Source organism: Pseudomonas sp. Pc102 (assembly GCF_018408275.1).
Classification (GTDB): domain Bacteria; phylum Pseudomonadota; class Gammaproteobacteria; order Pseudomonadales; family Pseudomonadaceae; genus Metapseudomonas; species Metapseudomonas tohonis.
Window position 1 is genome coordinate 954,017 of record NZ_AP021905.1, and the last position, 19,877, is coordinate 973,893.

Below are 19,877 nucleotides of genomic sequence, written 5' to 3' on the forward strand. Positions count from 1 at the left end.
TATGAAATAAGCAAGGCGCTTCTTACAAAGTCTTTGCGCGGATTTCCTTGCATCCGGGCGCCCGCCCCTGGGCCGGGCTCCCGGGTGTAACGGCCGCGTAAAGGCGGTCAGGCCTTTTTCAGTTCGGCGAAGGCGCGCTCGGCGGCGTCCAGGGTGATGGCCAGTTCGGCGTTGCCGTGGGCGATCGAGGTGAAGCCCGCTTCGAAGGCGCTGGGCGCCAGGTACACGCCGCCCTGCAACATCAGGTGGAAGAAGCGCTTGAAGCGTTCGGCGTCGCTGGCCATCACATCGTCGAAGGTGACGATGTCGTCGGCACCGCTGAAGTACAGGCCGAACATGCCGCCCGCCTGGGTGGTGACGAAGGGGATGCCGGCGGCATCGGCGCGTTGCTGCAGGCCGTCGAGCATGCGGCTGGTGTAGTCGCTCAGCTCGGCGTGGAAGCCGGGACGGCTGATCAGCTTCAGGGTGGTCAGGCCGGCGGCCATGGCCAGCGGGTTACCCGACAGGGTGCCGGCCTGGTAGACCGGGCCCAGCGGGGCGATCTGCGACATGATCTCGCGCTTGCCGCCGAAGCAGCCCACCGGCATGCCGCCGCCGACGATCTTGCCGAAGGTGGAGAGGTCCGGCGTCACGCCGTAGTGGGCCTGGGCGCCGCCGAGGGCGACGCGGAAGCCGGTCATCACCTCGTCGAAGATCAGCACCACGCCGTGCTGGTCGCACAGGCGGCGCAGGCCTTCGAGGAAGCCGGGGGCGGGCGGTACGCAGTTCATGTTGCCGGCGACCGGCTCGACGATGATGCAGGCCACGTCGGCGCCAGCTTCGGCGAGCATCTTCTCGACCGCGCCGATGTCGTTGAAGGGCAGCGTCAGGGTGTGCTTGGCGAAGTCCGCCGGCACGCCGGCCGAGCTCGGTACGCCCTGGGTCAGCAGGCCGGAGCCGGCCTTGACCAGCAGGCTGTCGGAGTGGCCGTGGTAGCAGCCTTCGAACTTGATGATCGCATCGCGCCCGGTATAGCCCCGGGCCAGGCGGATGGCGCTCATGGTGGCCTCGGTACCGGAGCTGACCATGCGCACCATCTCCATGGACGGCACCAGGGAGCAGACCAGGTCGGCCATCTCGGTTTCCATGGCGGTCGGTGCGCCGTAGGAGAGGCCGTGCTGCAGCTGGCGACGCACGGCATCGAGCACGTCCGGGTGGCCGTGGCCGAGGATCATCGGGCCCCAGGAGCCGACGTAGTCCACATAGCGCTTGTCGTCCTCGTCCGTCACGTAGGCGCCTTCCGCGTGCTTGAAGAACAGCGGTGTGCCGCCGACGCTCCGGAAGGCGCGGACCGGCGAGTTGACGCCGCCGGGGATGTGTTTCTGGGCGTTGGCGAACAGGGTTTCGGAACGGGACATGTCGGGCTCTCTCTGGAAAACGGGTGTACGTACGGGGCTCAGGCCGGGTTGAACAGCGCGCTGAAGGCGCGCGCGCGGCGCTCGACTTCGGCGGGGCTGTCGGCAGCGAACAGGGCGTGGATCACGGCGACCAGGTCGGCACCACGGGCGATCAGCCCCGGGGCGTTGTCCTGGGTCACGCCGCCGATGGCGACCAGCGGCAGGTTGAAGCGGCGCTTGGCTTCCTCCAGCAGATCGGGCGTGGCGGCAGGCGCGCCGGGCTTGGTGTGGGAGTTGAAGAAGCGGCCGAAGGCGATGTAGCTGGCGCCTTCGCCGCTGGCGGCTGCGGCGAGCTCGAGGCTGGCGTGGCAGGTGCCGCCGATGATGGCGTTGCGGCCGAGCAGGGCGCGTGCGGCGGCGAGGGAGCCGTCGGTCTGGCCCAGGTGCACGCCGACGCTCAGGCGTGCGGCCAGCTCGGCGTCGTCGTTGATGATCAACTGCGCGCCGTGGCGTGCGCAGAGTTCGCGCAGGGCTTCGGCCTCACGCAGGCGACGGGCTTCGTCGGCGGATTTGTCGCGGTATTGCAGCAGTCGCGCGCCGCCTTTCAGCGCCGCCTCGACATAGGGAAGCAGGCGACCCTCGGCGAGCAGGGCGCTGTCGGTGATGGCGTAGAGGCCGCGCAGTTTCATGAGCAGAAATCCAGGGGCAGGCGACGCGGCACGAACTGGCCGTGACCGGGTTGCTCGGCGTCACGCAGGGTGCGCCAGGTGTAGTCGAGGGCCGTTTCCACCGCGCTGACCAGGTCCTGGCCCAGAGCCAGGCGACCGGCCAGGGTGCTGGCCAGGGTGCAGCCGGAGCCGTGGTAGCTGCCCGGCAGGCGCTGGCAGGTGAAGGTGTGCTGGGCGCCGTCGCGTGAGTAGAGGCGGTTGTGCACTTCGGTCTCGTCGCCGTGGCCGCCGGTGATCAGCAGGTGCTGGACGAACGGCAGCAGCTTCTCGGCGCACTGGTCGGCGCTGCCTTCGGGCAGCTCGGCGAGGATGCGCGCCTCCGGCAGGTTCGGGGTGGCCAGGGTGGCGACGGGCAGCAGGCGCTCGCGCAGGGCGAAGCCGACCTCGTCCTTGCCCAGGGCTCCGCCGCCGCCGGCGCGCAGCACCGGGTCGCAGACCAGCGGCACGCCCGGCAGGGCCTGCATGATCTCCAGCACGGTCTCGACCATCTCCACCGAGCCGAGCATGCCCAGCTTGACGGCCGATATGGGCAGGTCGGCGATCACGGCGTGGGCCTGGGCCAATACCCATTCGCGATCGAGCACGCGGAAGTCGGAGACGTTGACGGTGTCCTGCACGGTAAGGGCGGTCACGGCGGGAGCCGCGTGGCAACCTTGGGCGATCAGGGCTTCGATGTCCGCCTGGAGACCGGCGCCGCCACTGGGGTCGTGGCCGGAAAGACAGAGGACGATGGGGCGGGAGATGGGCTTTTTCATGGTGCGCGAGCTTATCACTTTTCCCGCTGCCGGAGCCGGCCCGGGCACCGCGCATTGTCGGACAAATCGCCTCGGTGGCCCCTTGCCCCGACGGAGCCTGCCCAAGTGCCGTTCCGTCGGTCTCGTGGTTTGCCTGTAATGGCCGTTCTAGAGCGGTTCGTTCGGGATGGCAGAGTGCCTCTTCGTCAGGCCTTCGGCTGTGCTAGAGTGAGCGAATTCGAACAACCAGGCCCCGCGTGGCGCGTCATCCCGGGAAGAAGGGACTTCCCGACGCGCGCGACAGGCCTTTGCGGGGCCTCATGCGGCGCGTCTTCCTTCTCTTCCTCCTCCTGTTTTCCACGTCCGTGCTGGCGGTCGAATTCGACGAGCACACCCGCCAGCTGCCTCTCGGCCGGCACATGGACGTGTTCGAGGACGTGCGCGGCGACGCCAGCCTGGCCGATATCACCTCGCCTGCCCTGGAAGACAGCTTCCGTCGCCATGACAAGCCCGTGCTCAATGCCGGCTATTCGCGCTCGGTGTTCTGGCTGCGGGTCGACCTGGACTATCGCCCGCGCTCGCTGGGCGGCCAGCAGCCCTGGTTGCTGGAGCTGGCCTATCCGCCGCTGGACCACCTCGAGCTCTACCTGCCCGACGGGCAGGGCGGCTATCGCCTGGCCCAGCGCACCGGTGATGCGCTGCCCTTCGCCAGCCGCGAGATCAAGCAGAACAACTACCTGTTCAGCCTCAACCTGCAGCCCAACCAGCCCCAGCGCCTCTACCTGAGGCTGCAGAGCCAGGGCTCGATCCAGGCGCCGCTGGCCCTGTGGTCGCCGCAGGCCTACCTGGAAGAGCAGCCCGGGCGCATCTACGTCCTCGGCATCATCTACGGCGTGTTGCTGGTGATGCTGATCTACAACCTGTTCATCTTCCTCAGCGTCCGCGACACCAGCTACCTCTACTACATCCTCTATATCGCCTCGTTCGGGCTCTACCAGATCTCGGTGAACGGGGCCGGCATCGAGTTCTTCTGGCCCGACAGCCCCTGGTGGGCTAACGCCGCGACCCCCTTCCTGATCGGCTCTGCGGCGCTGTTCGGCTGCCAGTTCGCCCGCAGCTTCCTGCACACCGCCGAGCACAGCCCGTGGATGGACCGGACCCTGCTCGGCCTGATGGCCATGGGCGGCCTGGTGATGGTCCTGTCGCTGGCGGCCAGCTACGGCGTCGCCCTGCGCCTGGCCACCTCGCTGGCGCTGATCTTCACCGTGGTCATCTTCACCGCCGGTGTCCTCGCCTGGCTGCGCGGCATGCGCGTGGCGCGCTACTTCATCTTCGCCTGGACCACCTTCCTCATCGGTGGCGCCATCAACACCCTGATGGTGCTGGGCTACCTGCCCAACATCTTCCTCACCATGTACGCCAGCCAGATCGGCTCCGCGCTGGAGGTCGGGCTGCTGTCCCTGGCCCTGGCCGACCGCATCAACGCCATGAAGGAGGAGCGCACGCGCATCCTCCAGGAAGCCGGTCGCAAGCTGGAGGCGCTCAACCAGGAGCTGGCCAACAGCAACCGCCTCAAGGACGAATTCCTCGCCACCGTGACCCACGAACTGCGCACCCCCATGAACGGCGTGATCGGTTCCCTGGAGCTGATGCAGACGGTCAAGCTCGACGTCGAGCTGGAGCAGTACCAGAAGACCGCCGCCAGCTCGGCGCGGGACATGATGCGCCTGGTCAACGACATCCTCGCCATGACCGAGCTCCAGGCCGGCAAGCTCTACCCCCGCCGCGAGACCTTCAGCCTGCGCGGCCTGTTCGACAGCCTGCGCGCCCAGTTCGCCCCGCGTGCCGAGGAAAAGGGCCTGAGCTTCGCCCTGGAGCTGGACGAGAGCCTGCCCGACATGCTCGAAGGTGATGCCGGCAAGCTCGCCCAGGCGCTCGGCTACCTGCTGGACAACGCCATCAAGTTCACCCACCAGGGCGGCGTGACATTGCGTGTAGCGCGCGAGAACGCCAGCGGCGACGACCTGGCGTTGCGCATCGAGGTGGAAGACACCGGCATCGGCTTCCAGACCCCCGCCGACGGCTCCCTCTACCGTCGCTTCCGCCAGATCGATGGCTCGATGACCCGCGAATATGGCGGCCTGGGCATCGGCCTGGCTCTCGCCCGGCAACTGGTCGAGCTGCTGGGCGGCGACCTTTCCCATGAATCCGAGCCAGGCCAGGGCAGCTGCTTCCGCCTGGACGTGCAACTGACCCGGCCGGCCCAGCCGCCATTGCAGGTGGCGCCGCCGCGTCGTGCTGCCGGCCAGGCCCAGCGACGGCCCGAGCAATGCACCGTGCTGGTGGTGGAGGACAACGCCATCAACCAGCTGGTGACCCGCGGCATGCTGCTCAAGCTCGGCTACCGCGTACGCACTGCCGACAACGGCGCCGAGGCGCTGGAGCTGCTGCGGCGCGAATCCGTGGACGGCGTGCTGATGGACTGCCAGATGCCCGTGATGGACGGCTTCGCCACCTGCCGGGCCCTGCGCGGCATGCCCACCTGCGCCGACCTGCCGGTGCTGGCGATCACCGCCCACAGCCACACCGGTGACCGCGAGCGCTGCCTCGCGGCGGGGATGAGCGACTACCTGGCCAAGCCGGTGAAATTCGAAGAGCTGCGCACCCTGCTGCATGACTGGTTGCTCTGCCGTCCGGTGGAAACCAACGCCTGATGCCCACCCGATTGCGGCGTTTTTCCCCTTTTTCTCGGCGCTAATCCCGCTTCCTGCAAAAACTGAATCCTGATTCACTGGGAAGAGATGAATCAGGATTCAGACCATGTACCGAGTCACCGCCACCCGTATCGACCGTGATCAGGAACTGCGCCGGCGCATTCTCGATTGCGCCCTGGCGCGCGTCGTCGAAGGCGGCTTCGCCGCCCTGACCATGCAGGCCCTTGCCGAGGACGCCGGGGTCGCCACCGGCAGCCTTTACCGGCATTTCCGCAACAAGGGCGACCTGGCCGCCGAAGTCTTTTCCCTCGCCAGCCAGATCGAGGTGGACACCCTGGCCCAGCTGCTGCGTGGCCCCGGTACCGCCACCTGGCGCCTCGCCGAGGGCCTACGCCAGTTCGCCGCGCGGGCCTGGAACAGCCGGCGCCTGGCCTTCGCCCTGATCGCCGAGCCGGTCGACCAGGAAGTGGACGAGCAGCGCCTGCTCTACCGCGAGTCCTATGCCGAGCTCTTCATCGAGCTGCTGGAGGAGGGCCGTGCCAGCGGCGAGTTCGACCTCCTGTCCACGCCCCTTACCGCCGCCTGCCTGGTGGGCGCCATCGCCGAAGCTCTGGTCGGCCCGCTGTCACCGCCCGCCCGAGCCGCCCGTGAGCCCGGGCAGTCCCAGGCCGACCTCGACCTGGTCAGCCGCAACCTCGTCTTCTTCTGCCTGCGCGCTGTGGGCGCCGCCACCCCTGCCTAGGAGAATCGCCATGAACCTGCACCAGTTCGCCGAGACCCATGACGTGCTCAACCAGGTGCCGTCCCTGGACGGCGCCAACCTCTACCGCCTCGACCTGCCGCTGCAGGAGTGGACCCGCCGCTACGACGGTGGCTGGGCCGAGGCGCAACTCGATCGCTATGGTGCTGCCGCCGGCGGCGCGCTGATGGCCGCGGGTTTCCTGGCCAACGAGAACAAGCCGGTGTTCAAGAGCCATGACCGCTACGGCAACCGCATCGACCTGGTGGAGTTCCACCCCGCCTACCACGAGCTGATGGCTTCGGCCATCGCCGCCGGCATCCCCTCGCTGCCCTGGACCGACCCGCGCCCCGGCGCCCAGGTGGCGCGCGCGGCCCTCAACTACCTGCACAACCAGCCCGAGGCCGGCAACGCCTGCCCGCTGACCATGACCTACGCCAGTGTTCCGGCCCTGAAGCTGCAGCCCGACATCGCCGAGAAATGGCTGCCGAAGATCCTCTCCACCCAGTACGACCCGCGCAACCTGCCCATGGAGCAGAAGAGCGGCGTCACCATCGGCATGGCCATGACCGAGAAGCAGGGCGGCACCGACGTGCGCGCCAACACCACCCGCGCCCATCCCGTCGGCATCCCCGGCCCGGGCCAGGCCTACGAGCTGGTCGGGCACAAGTGGTTCTGCTCGGCGCCCATGTGCGACGCCTTCCTGACCCTGGCCTACACCGACAAGGGGCTGTCCTGCTTCCTGCTGCCGCGCCATCGCCCGGACGGCACCCGCAACCAGTTCTACATCCAGCGCCTGAAGAACAAGCTGGGCAACTGGGCCAATGCCTCCAGCGAGGTGGAATACCGCGGCGCGCTGGCCTGGATGATCGGCGAGGAAGGGCGCGGCGTGCCCACCATCATCGAGATGGTTTCCCTGACCCGCTTCGACTGCATGATCGGCTCCAGCTCGCTGATGCGTCAGGCCCTCACCCAGGCCGCGCACCACTGCGCCCACCGCAAGGTCGGCGGTCGCGTGCTGGTCGAGCAGCCGCTGATGCAGAACGTACTCGCCGACCTGGCCCTGGAAAGCGAGGCCGCGCTGGCCCTGACCATGCGCATGGGCCGCGCCCTGGACCACGCCCACGACGAGCAGGAAGACAAGTTCGCCCGCCTGGTCACCGCCGTGGGCAAGTACTGGATCTGCAAGCGTGCCCCCGCCATGATCAACGAAGCCCAGGAATGCATGGGCGGTGCGGGCTACGTCGAGGAGACTATCCTCCCGCGCCTCTACCGCGAGGCACCGGTGAACTCCATCTGGGAAGGCTCCGGCAACGTCCAGTGCCTGGATGTGCTGCGCGCCCTGTCCAAGGAGCCGGGCGTGCTCGATGCGCTGTTCGCCGAATTGGGCGACGGCCACGGCGACGCCCGCCTGGCCGCCCATATCGGCAACCTCAAGGCCGCGTTCCATGACACCGCCGACATCCAGTACCGCGCCCGCCAGCTCACTGAAGACGTCGCCGTGGGCCTGCAGGCCAAGCTGTTGCTGGAAGCGGGCAACGCCACCGTCTCCGACGCCTTCATCGCCAGCCGCCTCGGCCACGGCGGCCGCGTCTACGGCACCCTGCCGCGCGGCGTGGATGTCGAGGCGCTGGTGGCGCGGAGTTCGCCGCATCTGGCGTAAGGTTCGATGCGTGATTGCTTGAGTCGGGTGAAGCCCGGCGATCTCTCTGGCCAGCGGTTCAACGCCGCTGCCAGATCATCTTCCCGCCCGTGCCCTCGGTGACCAGGTAGGGGTCGCTGAAGCGGTAGCGGGCGGCGGGCTGGTAGTCGGCGGCGCCTTGCTGGCGCACCAGCAGCACGCCGTTGTCGCTGCGCCACTGCCCGCTGTACTGGAGCTCGCCGGGGCTGTCGTAGCTCCAGTCGCCGCCACCGCCGGCGGAGCGGGTCCATTGCGCCACGCTGCCGTCGGCGCCCAGGCGCAGGGTCATCACGGTGTTGAAGGAGGCGAAGCCGGTGCCGCCGCCGCTGTTGATGATCTTCTCGTGCACCCAGTCGCCCACCAGGGCCGGGTCCAGGCCTCCGCCTGCCTGAGCCGGTGCGGTCGCCTGCCCGGCGCGCTGGAACAGCGCCTGGCGTTCCAGCACCTGGCCGTTGCGTGGGTCGCGGGCGGCGATGCGGGTGTTGAGCTGCGCGTCGGCGTAGCGGGCGGCGAGGGTGGCGACCACCTGCCCGGATTGCGGCACGCTGATCTGGGCCCTCAGCACCTGGCCGTCGAAGCTGCCCGCAAGGTCCAGTTGCAGGCTGCCGTTCTCCACGTACTGGCCCTGCACCGCCTGGCCATCCTGGCGCAGCACCAGTTCGGTGGGCTGGCCGTCGAGGTTGGCCTGGTAACGGCCATCCAGTTCGCCGGCCACCAGGGTGGTGCAGTACAGGGCGGGCAGCAGCAGGGCGATCGAAGGGCGCATGGCGGTGACTCGTCGGGTGGGTGGCTCAAGCCTAGTTGCAGGCCCGCAGCGGCGCCACGGGAGAACAATCGTCGTGCAATGCGTCGAAGGCTCTATGCCGCAGGCCCGGACAGCGGCAAGATAGAACCTGTTCGCACAGACAGGATGCCGACCGTGACCCAGGATTCCGCCGAGTTTCTCATCGCCAGCACCGCCGAAGAGGCCGTCGACCGTCTGGCCGAACTGCATGGCCGCGCCACCTCCGCGCTGAGCCAGGCCCTCAAGCTCTACCTCAAGGAGCGGGTCGAGCCGGACGCCAACCAACGGGCGCTGTTCCGCTACCCGGAGCTGCGCATCACCTACCGCTGCCAGGGCGAGGTGCCCTCCACCGTTCGCGCCTACGCCAAGATGCAGGTGCCGGGCACCTACAGCGTCACCGTCACCCACCCCGCCGCCTTCCGTAAGTACCTGCTGGAGCAACTGCGCCCGCTGATGAGCGACTTCACCGTGCAGGTGGAGGTGGGCGTCAGCCAGCAGAACATCCCCTACCCCTATGTGGTGGAGCAGGGCGATGAGCTGGCCGGCACCGACGTGACCGCCGCCGCCCTGGCGCGGGTGTTCCCCAGCACTGACCTGTCCGCCGCGACCGACGGTGTCGCCGACGGGCTCTACGACTGGGAGCAGGCCGACCCGCTGCCCCTGGCGCTGTTCGACGCCGCGCGGGTGGATTTCTCCCTGCGCCGCCTGGTGCACTACACCGGCAGCGACTGGCGCCATGTGCAGCCCTGGATCCTCCTGACCAACTACCACCGCTACGTCGACCAGTTCATCCAGCACGGGGTGACCCAGCTGCGCGAGGACCCGCGCTTCGTGCGCATGGTGCTGCCCGGCAACGTGCTGGTGGAGCGCGACATGAACGAGGAGACCATGCAGGCGGTGATCGACAGCGTGGTCTGGCACCGCTACCAGATGCCGGCCTACCACCTGATCGCCGCCGACGGCCACGGCGTGACCCTGGTGAACATCGGCGTCGGCCCTTCCAACGCCAAGAACATCACCGACCACCTGGCGGTGCTGCGTCCGCACTGCTGGCTGATGATCGGCCACTGCGGCGGGTTGCGGCAGTCGCAGACCATCGGCGACTACGTGCTGGCCCACGCCTACATGCGCCGCGATGGCATCCTCGACCGGGTGCTGCCGCCGCACATCCCGCTGCCGGCCCTGGCCGAGGTGCAGCAGGCGCTGCAGGACGCCGCGGCGCTGGTCACCGGCGAGCGCGGCGAAGACCTCAAGCGGCGCCTGCGCACCGGCACCGTGCTCACCTACGACGACCGCAACTGGGAGCTGCGCTGGGCCCAGGAGCGCCCGCTGATCAACCTCTCGCGGGCGGTGGCGGTGGACATGGAGAGCGGCACCATCGCCGCCCAGGGCTACCGCTTGCGGGTGCCCTACGGGACGCTGCTGTGCGTCTCCGACAAGCCGCTGCACAGCGAGATCAAGCTGCCGGGCTCGGCCAGCGCCTTCTACCAGCGTGCCGTCAGCCAGCACCTGCGCATCGGCATCGCCGCGCTGGACCTGCTGCGCAACCAGCTCAACTCGTTGCACTCGCGCAAGCTGCGCAGCTTCGACGAGCCACCGTTCCGTTGATCGGCTGTGGATAACGACAAGGGCCGCATGATGCGGCCCTTGTCGTTTATGGAAGCGGGGCGACCGGTCCCGGCCGTTCGTTGCACGTCGGGGGGGAGGCCGGGCTCGACTCCGCTTGGTGGAGGTGAGAGGCGACCTCCACCCTACGCAGCGGTCACGTCCGTGAGTGGGCCTGCCTTTGCGCGCGCAGCGTCGCTATCCCTGTGGAGCGAATTCGTTCGCGATGGGCCTCAGTCCGCCCCTGCCGGCGCCATCACCGGCACCTGCCACTGGTAGCCCGGCGTCGGCACGCGGAAGTTGTCGGCGTCGACGTTCCAGTCCACCAGCGCCTTGGCCAGGTCCCGGGGCGGTGCGTACTGGCCTTCGTCGGTGAGGTTGAAGGTGCCGAAGTGAATGGCCAGGCTGTTGCGCGAATCCAGCTGCTTGTGGGCCTGCACCGCATCATCCGGGTTCATGTGGTTGTCACGCATGAACCAGCGTGGCGCGTAGGCGCCGATGGGCAGCGCGGCGAAGCGCATGGGCCCGAAGCGCTCGCGGATCAGGCGGAACTCCGGCCCAAGCCCGGTATCGCCGGGGAACAGCAGCGAGCCGTCCGGCGAGGTGATCACGAAGCCCATCCACAGGGTCTGGTTAGTGTCGCTGCGGGTGCGTGCCGACCAGTGCTGCACCGGCACCGAGTGCAGGGTGAGTTCGTCGCTCAGCGGCAGTTCCTGCCACCAGTCCAGCTCCACCACGCGGGCGAAGCCGGTCTCGCGGATCAGCGGGCCGTTGCCCAGCCCGGTGGCGACGGTGGCCAGGGGGAAGCGTTCGGCCAGGCCGCGCAGGCTTTCCAGGTCCAGGTGGTCGTAGTGGTTGTGGCTGACCAGGATCAGGTCGATGGGCGGCAGCTGGTCGAGGCTCAGGCCCGGCTGCTGGTGGCGGCGCGGGCCGATGAAGCTGAAGGGGCTGACGCGTTGCGACCACACCGGGTCGGTGACGATGTTGAGTCCGCGGTGCTGGATCAGCACGGTGGCGTGGTTGATGTAGGTGACCCGCAGTTCGTCGCCCTGCACCCGCTCCACCACCTCGGGTGCCTCGGCGGCGGGTTCCTCCACCCAGGGCGCCTGCTTCTCGCGGTTGAACTGCCACTTCAGCACCGACCACAGGTCCTTGTGCGGCTTGGGGTCGATGTTGTGGAAACGCTGGCCGTCGAAATGGTCCGTGGCCGGCCCCTGGTAGGGCGTGCCCGCGCAGCCGGCCAGGGTCATCAGGCTGATCAGCCAGGTGGGGCGTAACGCACGGGGCATGGCGGTCCTCGCTCTTGCGGTGGTGGGGCGCTCAACCTAGCATGCGCTTCCGATACCCTGTCCACTGCCGCTCGTAACCAGCCATGTCGTCCCGCCCGCCGCGCCCTGCACGTCCTCCCGCCCGCCGTCCCCAGCCCGCCGCTCCACGCCGTGTGGCCAAGGCGCCGCCGGCCGAACCGCGCCTGGTGCTGTTCAACAAGCCGTTCGATGTGCTCACCCAGTTCAGCGACGGGGAAGGGCGCGCCACCCTCAAGGATTTCATCGACATCCCCGGCATCTACCCCGCCGGGCGCCTGGACCGCGACAGCGAGGGCCTGCTGCTGCTGACCAACGACGGCCGCCTGCAGGCGCGCATCGCCGACCCCCGGCACAAGCTGGCCAAGACCTACTGGGTGCAGGTGGAAGGGGAGCCGAGCGAGGAACAGCTGCAGCGCCTGCGGGACGGCGTCGAACTCAACGACGGCCCGACCCTGCCGGCCGAGGCGCGCCTGCTGGAGACTCCGCAACTGTGGGAGCGCGACCCGCCGGTGCGCTTTCGCAAGAGCGTGCCCACCGCCTGGCTGGAGCTGGTGATCCGCGAGGGGCGCAACCGCCAGGTGCGGCGCATGACGGCGGCCGTCGGCTTGCCGACCCTGCGCCTGGTACGCGTGCGCATCGGCCCCTTCGCCCTGGATGGGCTGGGGCTCGGGCAATGGAAGGAAGTGCCGGCGCGTCTGGACTGAGCGCCGGCGAGGTGGGTCAGTAGAAGGACTTGATCACTTCTATGCCCTTGTTCAGCACCTCGCGCCAGGCGCTGCGCACCTCGGTGCTGTGTTCCTTGTCGTGCTCGGCGATGGTCAGCAGCAGCGACTCCACCCACAGGTCGTACATCTCGGGGCGGATGTCGAAGCCCTCGCGGGAGTGCGTGGCGCCGAGCGCACGCAGCTTGGTATCGGGCATGCCGCGCGCGAACATCACCAGGTTGAGGATGCCCTGGCGCAGCAGCGCCTTCTGTGCCGGCATGTCGGTCTCGGTGAACTTGGCGCGGATCTGCGGCGAGCTGTCGAGGAAGCGCCGGTAGAAGGCATCGAAGAAGTCGGGATTGGCACAGCAGCGTCCATAGCTCTGCATGACGCGATCGGTGGCGTTCATGTTGTCTCCAGGCAGGAAAAACGAAGCCGCCCGCGCAGGCGACCTTGCCGGCACGGGAGGCGCGGGTGAGGTTTTTACATGCCTTCGAGGCCGCCGATCACCAGGGACTTGATGACGAAGCCGAGTACACCGAGACCCAGGGCGAGAAACAGGATGAAGGTGCCGAAGCGGCCGGCCTTGGACTTCTTAGCGAGGTCCCAGACGATGAACGCCATGAACAGCACGAGGCCGGCGATCATTGCGGTCATCATCCACTCTTCGAATTTCTCGGGGCTCATTCTCAACCTCTAGCAGCGAAACGAATCAGGCCTGGCGCGAGAGGGCGCCGGGCAGTGATGCCGTGAGGGCGGGGGCTGCGGTTGTTGTTCTGCGAGCCTGAGGCTCTTTATTGGCGAAACCACGCGGGGCACAGCAAAGGCGCGGCGATTATACGCCGCGCCCAGGGCCTCGCCACTACCACCTCCGTATTAGCCGCGCAGATGGGTCAGCGGCAGCTCCGTGGTGCTCAGCACCTGATTGAGCACGAAGCTCGAACGCACGCTGGTGACGCCTTCGATGCGGGTCAGCTGGCCCAGCAGGAACTGCTGGTAGTGGTCCATGTCCGGCACCACCACCTTGAGCTGGTAGTCCGCCTCCATGCCGGTGACCAGGCAGCACTCCAGCACCTCCGGGCACTGGCCGATCACCGACTGGAAATGTTCGAAGCGCTCGGGGGTGTGGCGATCCATGCCGATCAGCACATAGGCGGTCAGGCTCAGCCCCAGCTTCTTGCGGTCGAGCAGCGCCACCTGGCGCACGATGTAGCCGTCGTCCTCCAGCTGCTTCACCCGCCGCGAGCAGGGCGAAGGCGACAGGCCGATGCGCTCGGCCAGCTCCTGGTTGGAGATGCGCGCATCGCGTTGCAGTTCGGCGAGGATCTTCAGGTCGTAGCGGTCGAGTCTTTCCATCTTTGCACCTGGATTCCGTTTGTATTGCCAGGAATGATGCTTTATTAGTGAAAAATTGCGCAAGTGGCAATCTGAACAGCAATCTTTGCAATCATCTGTCGCGCCTGTCGACTTAAGATTGTTTCCAGTTTCACGGCCCGGACAGCATGTCCAACCGACCCGCCCAATCAGGTGCGTCGGCGCCGCCGAACCCACCGGTTCGAGCCGGCCCCCGGGTCCGCGCTGCCCAATCAGGCAGGCGATGAACGCGGCGACAAAATCGTCAGTACCGGACAGATTCCCCGAAGGGGGGGCCCGAAATTGGGGCCCCCCTTTTTTATTGCCCGAAAGAAGCCCGCGGTCGAAGGCGTGGCGCACGGGCTTGACGCGTCGCTTTGTAGGATGGGTAGAGCTCGGCGAAACCCATCGAGACCGCGCGCGGAAAACCATGGGTGCTTGTGGGATGCCTTAGACGAGGCCGGCCAGGCTCAGCAGCCACCAGGCCAGCACGGCCAGCTGCACGAAGAAGCCTGCGAAGCGCAGCCAGACGAACAGGGCGCTGGTACTGGTCAGGTGCACCAGGCTCTGGAAGACGCGCGCGCCCAGCAGCACCAGGGCCAGCGGGTCGGTGATCGCGGTCTGCGCGGTGGCCAGGGCGAACAGCAGCACCGCTGCCTGCATCGGCAGGTTCTCCAGGCAGTTGGCATGAGCGCGGACCAGGCGCTGGCCGAGAGTCCCGGGCGTGTTGCTGCCGTCGGGGGCGAAGGCGTTGACCTTCATGCGCCCGGCCATGACCAACAGGCCGCGCTGGTTCACCAGCAGGAAGACCAGCAGCAGGCTCCAGGCGACGAGCCCGAGCAGGGCGATGGCGGTGGGGGATTGCGACATGGAAAGGCTCCTCGACTTGTTGTTGTGGGATGGCGCGCGGCGATTCTAGAGCAATTGCTCTATTGCGCGAAGCCAACCGACGAGGAGGAAAGGGGCCTCAGTGGCGCGCTGCCTGGACGACCTCGATGGGGTCGGCGTGGACCAGCACCTCGGCCCGTGGGTAGGCCTCGATGATCGCCTGCTCCACGCGCTCGCTGAGCGCGTGGGCCTGGGACAGCGGCAGCTCGCCGGGCAACTCCAGGTGCAACTGCACGTACCAGTGGCTGCCGGAGATGCGCGTGCGCAGGTCGTGTACACCCAGCACCCCGGGCACGGCGCAGGCGAGCTGGTGCATGTGCTCGCCCACCTGTGGCGACACTTCCTGGTCCATCAGCACCGCCACCGATTCGCGGGCGATGCTGACGGCGCTCCAGAGTATGTAGAGGGCGATGCCCAGGCCGAAGAAGCCGTCCACGCGTTCCCAACCCTGGCTGGCCAGCGCCAGGGCCACGAGGATGCTGCCGTTGAGCAACAGGTCGGAGCGGTAGTGCAGCGAATCGGCGCGCACCGCCGTGGAGTGGGTGATCTTCACCACATGGTTCTGCAGCGCCAGCAGGGCCAGGGTCAGCGCCAGCGACAGGACCATCACCGCGATCCCCAGCCCCTGGGCACCCAGGGGGTGCGGCTGGCGCAGGTGCTCGACGGCCTGCACCCCCACCAGCACGGCGCTGGCGCCGATGAACATGGCTTGCGCCAGCCCGGCGAGGGACTCCGCCTTGCCGTGGCCGAAGCGATGGTCATCGTCCGCCGGCTTCAGCGCGAAGCGCACCGCCAGCAGGTTGAGCAGGGACGCGGCGCTGTCCAGCAGCGAGTCGGTGAGCCCCGCCAGCAGGCTGACCGAGCCGCTCAGCCACCAGGCGACGGCCTTGGCCAGCACCAGCGTGAGGGCGACGGACAGCGATGCATTGGTGGCCAGCCGCAGCAGGCGCGCATGCTGCTCCGAAGTGCTCATGGGCGGCTCGGCTGGTAGTAGATGAAGTCCAGTGCCGGGCTTTCCAGCCCCATCGCGGTCATCGCCGCAGTCACCTGGCCCCGGTGGTGGGTGCCATGGTTCACGAGGTGGGTGAGGATCTCGCCATGGGGGCGGCGGAAGGCGTCGCCGCGCATGTTCTGGTATTCCAGCGGCGCGGCCAGGGCGCTGTCGTCCTGCCCGGCCAGCCAGGCGCGCCACAGGCCGATGCCCTCGGCCAGCACGGCGGCCAGGGCGGCACGGTCGGGGGCCGCCTCGGCGTCCAGCTTCTCGAAGGGGCGGGGCAGGTGCAGGACCCGCGAGAACCAGATGCGATCCACCACCGCCAGGTGGTTCAGGGTGCCGTGGATGGAACCGAAGTAGAGGCCGCGATCGGCCCGGTAGCGGGTCTCGTCGAGCGACGCGAGGCTCGCCAGCAATTGCCGGTAGGCCCAGCCGTGGTAGGCCAGGAGCCGGTCGAAATGGCTGGCGAGCGCGCTCATCAGGCGGCGGGCTTCAGGCCGTAGGCGGCCAGTTGTTCGGCACTGCCGCTGTGCTGGATCAGGCGCGGGTCGTCCAGCGGCAGGTTGCGGCCGGTTTCACGCTCGATGATCGCCTTCAGGCGGGCGTTGTCGACCTTGCCGTCGGCGTCGATGGCGTCCTTGAGCAGTGCCGGGTCGACCTGGGCGGTCTCGTTGTCCGGCAGGTAGATGGCACCGGTGGCGAAGTCGATGCCGAAGGCGATCAGGCCGGGGATCACGTAGAAGAGGATGCCGACGGCGTTGAGCGCGGCCACCACGGGGTCGATCTTGCCTTCGATCTGGCCGCGGCGGTCAGGGAAGAACAGCGTGCCGCAAGCGGTCAGCTGGGTGAGCAGGGCGGCGGCGACGGCGCCACCGATCAAACGGGAAGACATGCGCATATGCGGCTCCAGGCGGGGAAATGGCGTCACTATACCAAGGCGTTCATTGCAAAACGCACGGCAGTGTTGAGACCACACGAAAGGGCTGGCAGTTCGCCGCTATAATCGCCACCCCGCGTTGGAGCCACCATGAATCCGCTACCCATCGATGCCGTCCTGCCCGCGCTGCGCGAAGCCCTCGCGCGGCGCCATGAAGCGGTGCTCGAAGCGCCTCCCGGCGCCGGCAAGACCACCCGCGTACCCCTGGCGCTGCTGGGCGAGCCCTGGCTCGCCGGGCAGACCATCCTCATGCTCGAACCCCGCCGCCTGGCCGCCCGCGCCGCCGCCGAAAGGCTGGCCGCCGAGCTGGGCGAGAAGGTCGGCGAGACCGTGGGCTATCGCATCCGCCTGGAGTCGAAGGTCGGCCCGCGCACGCGCATCGAGGTGGTGACCGAGGGCATCCTCGCCCGCCGCCTGCAGGACGACCCGGCGCTGGAGGGCGTCGGCCTGGTCATCTTCGACGAATTCCACGAGCGCAGCCTGGATGCCGACCTGGCCCTGGCGCTGACCCTCAACGGTCGTGCGCTTCTGCGTGACGAACCGCCGCTGAAGGTGTTGCTGATGTCCGCCACCCTGGAGGGCGAGCGCCTTTCCAGCCTGCTCGGCGAGGCCCCGGTGGTGCGCAGCGAAGGGCGCATGTTCCCTGTGGATATCCACTGGGGGCGGCCTCACCAGAGCGGCGAGTACATCGAGCCCCGCGTGCTGCAGACAGTGCTCCAGGCACTCGCCGAACAGCCCGGCAGCCTGCTCGTGTTCCTCCCTGGGCAGGCCGAGATCCGCCGCGTCGCCGAACAGCTCGGCGAGCAGCTGCTGGGGCGCGATGACGTCCTGCTCTGCCCGCTGCACGGTGAGCTCGACCTCGCCGCCCAGCGCGCCGCCATCGAGCCCGCGCCTGCCGGCAAGCGCAAGGTGGTGCTGGCCACCAACATCGCCGAGACCAGCCTGACCATCGACGGCGTGCGCGTGGTGGTGGATGCGGGCCTCGAACGCGTACCCCGTTTCGACCCCGCCAGCGGCATGACCCGCCTCGACACCCAGCGCATCTCCCGTGCCTCCGCCACCCAGCGCGCCGGCCGCGCCGGGCGCCTGGAGGCCGGCGTCTGCTATCGCCTGTGGTCCGAGGCACAGCACCAGCAGCTCGCCGCCCACGGCAGCGCCGAGATCCTCCAGGCCGACCTCGCCGGCCTGGCCCTGCAGTTGGCGCGCTGGGGCGTGGAGCCCGGCGAGCTGGCCTGGCTCGACCCGCCGCCCGCCGCCGCCCATGCCCAGGCCCGCGACCTGCTGCGTCGCCTGGGAGCCCTGGCCCCGCGCGGCGATGGCGGCCTGGCGCTCACTGCCCACGGGCAGGCCATGGCCGAGCTGCCGGCGCACCCGCGCATCGCCCACCTGTTGCTGCGCGGGCAGGCGCTCGGGCTCGGCGCCCTGGCTTGCGACCTGGCCGCGCTGCTCGGCGAGCGCGACATCCTCCGTGGCGGCGGCGCCGACCTGCACAGCCGCATCGCCCTGCTCAGCGGCGAGGCCGGAGCCGCCCGTGGCGCCAAGGGCGGTGTGCAACGGGCCCGCCAACTGGCCCGGCAGTTCCGTTCCTACCTGCGCGGCGGCGCCACCGAAGCGGTGGCCGATGCCGAGCACCCGCGCTGGCTCGGCTGCCTGCTGGCCTTCGCCTACCCCGACCGCATCGCCCAGCAGCGCCGCCCCGGTGGCGCCGAATACCGCCTGGCCAATGGCCGCGCGGCGCTGTTCGCCGAGCCCGATGCATTGATGAAGGAGCCCTGGCTGGTGGTCGCCGACCTGGGCAGCCGCCAGGGCCAGCGCGAGGAGCGCATCTACCTGGCCGCCGACCTCGACCCGACGCTGTTCGACGGCCCCCTCGCCGAACAGCTCAGCGTGCTGGACCTGCTGGACTGGGACGAACGCGAAGGCGTGCTGCGGGCCGAGCGGCAGCGGCGCATCGGCGAGCTGGTGCTGGACCGCGAGCCCCTGGCCAGCCTGGACGAAGACGCCCGCACCCGCGCACTGGTCGCCCTGGTGCGGCGCAAGGGCCTGGAATTGCTGAACTGGACGCCGGAGCTGCGCCAGTGGCAGGCCCGCGTGGCGCTGCTGCGGCGCCTCGACCTGGCGCGGCAGGGCAGCAGTGACTGGCCGGACCTGTCCGACGCCGCGCTGCTCGACTCCCTGGAAGACTGGCTCGCGCCCTGGCTGGGCAAGGTCAGCCGCCTCAGCCATTTCTCCGCCCTGGACCTGCCGGGCATCCTCGCCGGCCTGCTGCCCTGGCCGCTGCCCCAGCGCCTCGACGAACTGGCGCCGCGCGCGATCACCGTGCCGTCGGGCTCGGCCATCCGCCTCGACTACAGCGAAGACACGCCCGTGCTCGCGGTACGCCTGCAGGAGCTCTTCGGCCTGGCCGACACGCCCCGCATCGCCGAGGGCCGCCAGGTGGTCAAGCTGCACCTGCTGTCCCCGGCGCGCCGCCCGGTGCAGGTGACCCAGGACCTGGCCAGCTTCTGGGCCAATACCTATGTCGAGGTGAAGAAGGACCTCAAGGGCCGCTACCCGAAGCACTACTGGCCGGACGACCCGCTGATCGCCGAGCCCACCGCCCGGGCCAAGCCGCGTCGTTGAGTGCCGGGCTCACCAGCTGATCAGGAACATCGCCTTGGCGAGGAAGATCACGCCGAGCATGTGCAGCAGCACGCTGACGTGGATGCGCCGCGAGCGCTGTGGCGTCATCCGCCCGCTGCGCATCAGCACCACCACCAGCAGGAAGTGCCCGAGGATGCTCAGCGCCAGGATGATCTTCAGCATCAGCAAGGTGCCGAAGCTGCTGGCCAGGGGCGCGTGCAGCGCCGCGCGGTAGGGCCAGCCCAGCCCCAGCCCGGCGCCGAACAGCGCCAGTACCACCCAGTGCATCACCCGGCGCGCCCGCTGCCCCAACGCCTTGGAAAAGCGCTCGCGTGGCTCGGCCTCCAGCGCCGGGGTGGCGCGGCTGAGGATCATCACTTCGAAGAACACCCCGCCGATGAAGAACGCGGCGGCGGTCAGGTGGATGAACTTGAGCAGCAGGAAATGCATGGCGGGCTCCCGGGCGGCGGATGGCGAGGGGCACGAGGCCCGTCGCCGATCATGCCGCTTGCCGCGAAGCGGGCCCTGACCTGCGTCAGCTGTGGGTAAGGGAGGTGCGTGGCGGACCGCAGGAGGCGTTGGCGAGGCGCGAGGCACGTGGCTGAGCATCTGATCGCGAATGAATTCGCTCCCACAAAGCTGGCAGCGCTGCGCGCTGCCTGGCGACTGAAGTCGCCCCTACATCGCCCTACATTGCCCCTGCATCAGACG

The 19,877-nt window shown here is 68.8% G+C and carries 19 protein-coding genes; 6 read left to right on the top strand and 13 right to left on the bottom strand.

Annotation, left to right across the window (positions count from 1 at the left end):
* Window positions 1–107: 107 nt before the first annotated feature.
* The 3 genes from hemL to PHLH3_RS04565 are packed head-to-tail and all read right to left on the bottom strand — an operon-like array spanning window position 108 to window position 2,859.
* Window positions 108–1,397, bottom strand: coding sequence for a glutamate-1-semialdehyde 2,1-aminomutase (gene hemL / locus PHLH3_RS04555; RefSeq protein WP_111261493.1), 1,290 nt, complete (start codon window positions 1,395–1,397; stop codon window positions 108–110).
* Between the two features lie 38 nt (window positions 1,398–1,435).
* Window positions 1,436–2,065: a thiamine phosphate synthase gene (gene thiE, locus PHLH3_RS04560; RefSeq protein WP_213628369.1), complete on the bottom strand. Its 630-nt coding sequence runs from the start codon at window positions 2,063–2,065 to the stop codon at window positions 1,436–1,438.
* A complete protein-coding gene (locus PHLH3_RS04565; RefSeq protein ID WP_213628370.1) occupies window positions 2,062–2,859 on the bottom strand; it encodes a hydroxymethylpyrimidine/phosphomethylpyrimidine kinase in 798 nt (265 codons plus the stop codon). The genes thiE and PHLH3_RS04565 overlap by 4 nt, the downstream gene beginning before the upstream one ends.
* Before the next feature lie 299 nt (window positions 2,860–3,158).
* On the opposite strand from PHLH3_RS04565, the gene PHLH3_RS04570 reads away from it, so the two are divergent.
* The 3 genes from PHLH3_RS04570 (at window position 3,159) to PHLH3_RS04580 (ending at window position 7,954) form a co-directional block, all read left to right on the top strand.
* Window positions 3,159–5,552 (top strand): hybrid sensor histidine kinase/response regulator, encoded by a 2,394-nt coding sequence (locus PHLH3_RS04570; protein WP_173178496.1) that lies wholly within the window; start codon window positions 3,159–3,161, stop codon window positions 5,550–5,552.
* 106 nt (window positions 5,553–5,658) lie between these two features.
* Window positions 5,659–6,294 (top strand): TetR/AcrR family transcriptional regulator, encoded by a 636-nt coding sequence (locus tag PHLH3_RS04575; RefSeq protein WP_213628371.1) that lies wholly within the window; start codon window positions 5,659–5,661, stop codon window positions 6,292–6,294.
* Between the two features lie 10 nt (window positions 6,295–6,304).
* The gene (locus PHLH3_RS04580; RefSeq protein ID WP_213628372.1) at window positions 6,305–7,954 is read left to right on the top strand and encodes an acyl-CoA dehydrogenase family protein; all 1,650 of its coding nucleotides are present in this window, start codon (window positions 6,305–6,307) and stop codon (window positions 7,952–7,954) included.
* 58 nt (window positions 7,955–8,012) lie between these two features.
* Here PHLH3_RS04580 and PHLH3_RS04585 read toward each other — a convergent pair whose 3' ends face one another.
* A complete protein-coding gene (locus PHLH3_RS04585; RefSeq protein ID WP_213628373.1) occupies window positions 8,013–8,738 on the bottom strand; it encodes a hypothetical protein in 726 nt (241 codons plus the stop codon).
* A gap of 144 nt (window positions 8,739–8,882) precedes the next feature.
* Between PHLH3_RS04585 and amn the strand changes: the two genes are divergently transcribed.
* Entirely contained in the window at window positions 8,883–10,364 is a 1,482-nt protein-coding gene (gene amn, locus PHLH3_RS04590) for an AMP nucleosidase (RefSeq protein WP_213628374.1), read from the top strand.
* Between the two features lie 230 nt (window positions 10,365–10,594).
* Here the strand turns inward: amn and PHLH3_RS04595 are convergent, their stop codons facing one another.
* Entirely contained in the window at window positions 10,595–11,650 is a 1,056-nt protein-coding gene (locus tag PHLH3_RS04595; protein ID WP_213628375.1) for an MBL fold metallo-hydrolase, read from the bottom strand.
* A 152-nt stretch (window positions 11,651–11,802) separates the two neighbouring features.
* Here PHLH3_RS04595 and PHLH3_RS04600 point away from each other — a divergent pair, with 152 nt between their 5' ends.
* On the top strand, window positions 11,803–12,372 hold the full coding sequence (locus PHLH3_RS04600) for a pseudouridine synthase (RefSeq protein WP_213630401.1): 570 nt from the start codon (window positions 11,803–11,805) through the stop codon (window positions 12,370–12,372).
* A gap of 16 nt (window positions 12,373–12,388) precedes the next feature.
* Here the strand turns inward: PHLH3_RS04600 and PHLH3_RS04605 are convergent, their stop codons facing one another.
* From PHLH3_RS04605 to PHLH3_RS04635, 7 genes are all read right to left on the bottom strand, one after another.
* A complete protein-coding gene (locus tag PHLH3_RS04605; RefSeq protein ID WP_173178501.1) occupies window positions 12,389–12,781 on the bottom strand; it encodes a globin in 393 nt (130 codons plus the stop codon).
* A 74-nt stretch (window positions 12,782–12,855) separates the two neighbouring features.
* Window positions 12,856–13,059, bottom strand: coding sequence for a DUF2788 domain-containing protein (locus tag PHLH3_RS04610; protein WP_021221994.1), 204 nt, complete (start codon window positions 13,057–13,059; stop codon window positions 12,856–12,858).
* A gap of 189 nt (window positions 13,060–13,248) precedes the next feature.
* Window positions 13,249–13,728, bottom strand: coding sequence for an Lrp/AsnC family transcriptional regulator (locus PHLH3_RS04615; RefSeq protein ID WP_111261483.1), 480 nt, complete (start codon window positions 13,726–13,728; stop codon window positions 13,249–13,251).
* Window positions 13,729–14,175: 447 nt separating this feature from the next.
* Entirely contained in the window at window positions 14,176–14,595 is a 420-nt protein-coding gene (locus PHLH3_RS04620; protein ID WP_213628376.1) for an MAPEG family protein, read from the bottom strand.
* A 97-nt stretch (window positions 14,596–14,692) separates the two neighbouring features.
* Window positions 14,693–15,586, bottom strand: a complete 894-nt coding sequence (locus tag PHLH3_RS04625; protein ID WP_213628377.1) for a cation diffusion facilitator family transporter — start codon at window positions 15,584–15,586, stop codon at window positions 14,693–14,695.
* Entirely contained in the window at window positions 15,583–16,086 is a 504-nt protein-coding gene (locus tag PHLH3_RS04630; protein WP_244862979.1) for a DinB family protein, read from the bottom strand. Before PHLH3_RS04630 ends, PHLH3_RS04625 begins: the two co-directional genes overlap by 4 nt.
* Complete coding sequence (locus tag PHLH3_RS04635) at window positions 16,086–16,505, bottom strand: polyribonucleotide nucleotidyltransferase (RefSeq protein ID WP_111261479.1); 420 nt, start codon at window positions 16,503–16,505, stop codon at window positions 16,086–16,088. The genes PHLH3_RS04630 and PHLH3_RS04635 overlap by 1 nt, the downstream gene beginning before the upstream one ends.
* A gap of 129 nt (window positions 16,506–16,634) precedes the next feature.
* Between PHLH3_RS04635 and hrpB the strand changes: the two genes are divergently transcribed.
* Window positions 16,635–19,166 carry an ATP-dependent helicase HrpB gene (gene hrpB / locus PHLH3_RS04640; protein ID WP_213628378.1) on the top strand — a complete coding sequence of 844 codons (2,532 nt, stop codon included), beginning with the start codon at window positions 16,635–16,637 and terminating at the stop codon, window positions 19,164–19,166.
* 9 nt (window positions 19,167–19,175) lie between these two features.
* On the opposite strand, the gene PHLH3_RS04645 is transcribed toward hrpB, so the two are convergent.
* On the bottom strand, window positions 19,176–19,616 hold the full coding sequence (locus tag PHLH3_RS04645) for a hypothetical protein (RefSeq protein ID WP_213628379.1): 441 nt from the start codon (window positions 19,614–19,616) through the stop codon (window positions 19,176–19,178).
* Window positions 19,617–19,877 lie beyond the last annotated feature (261 nt).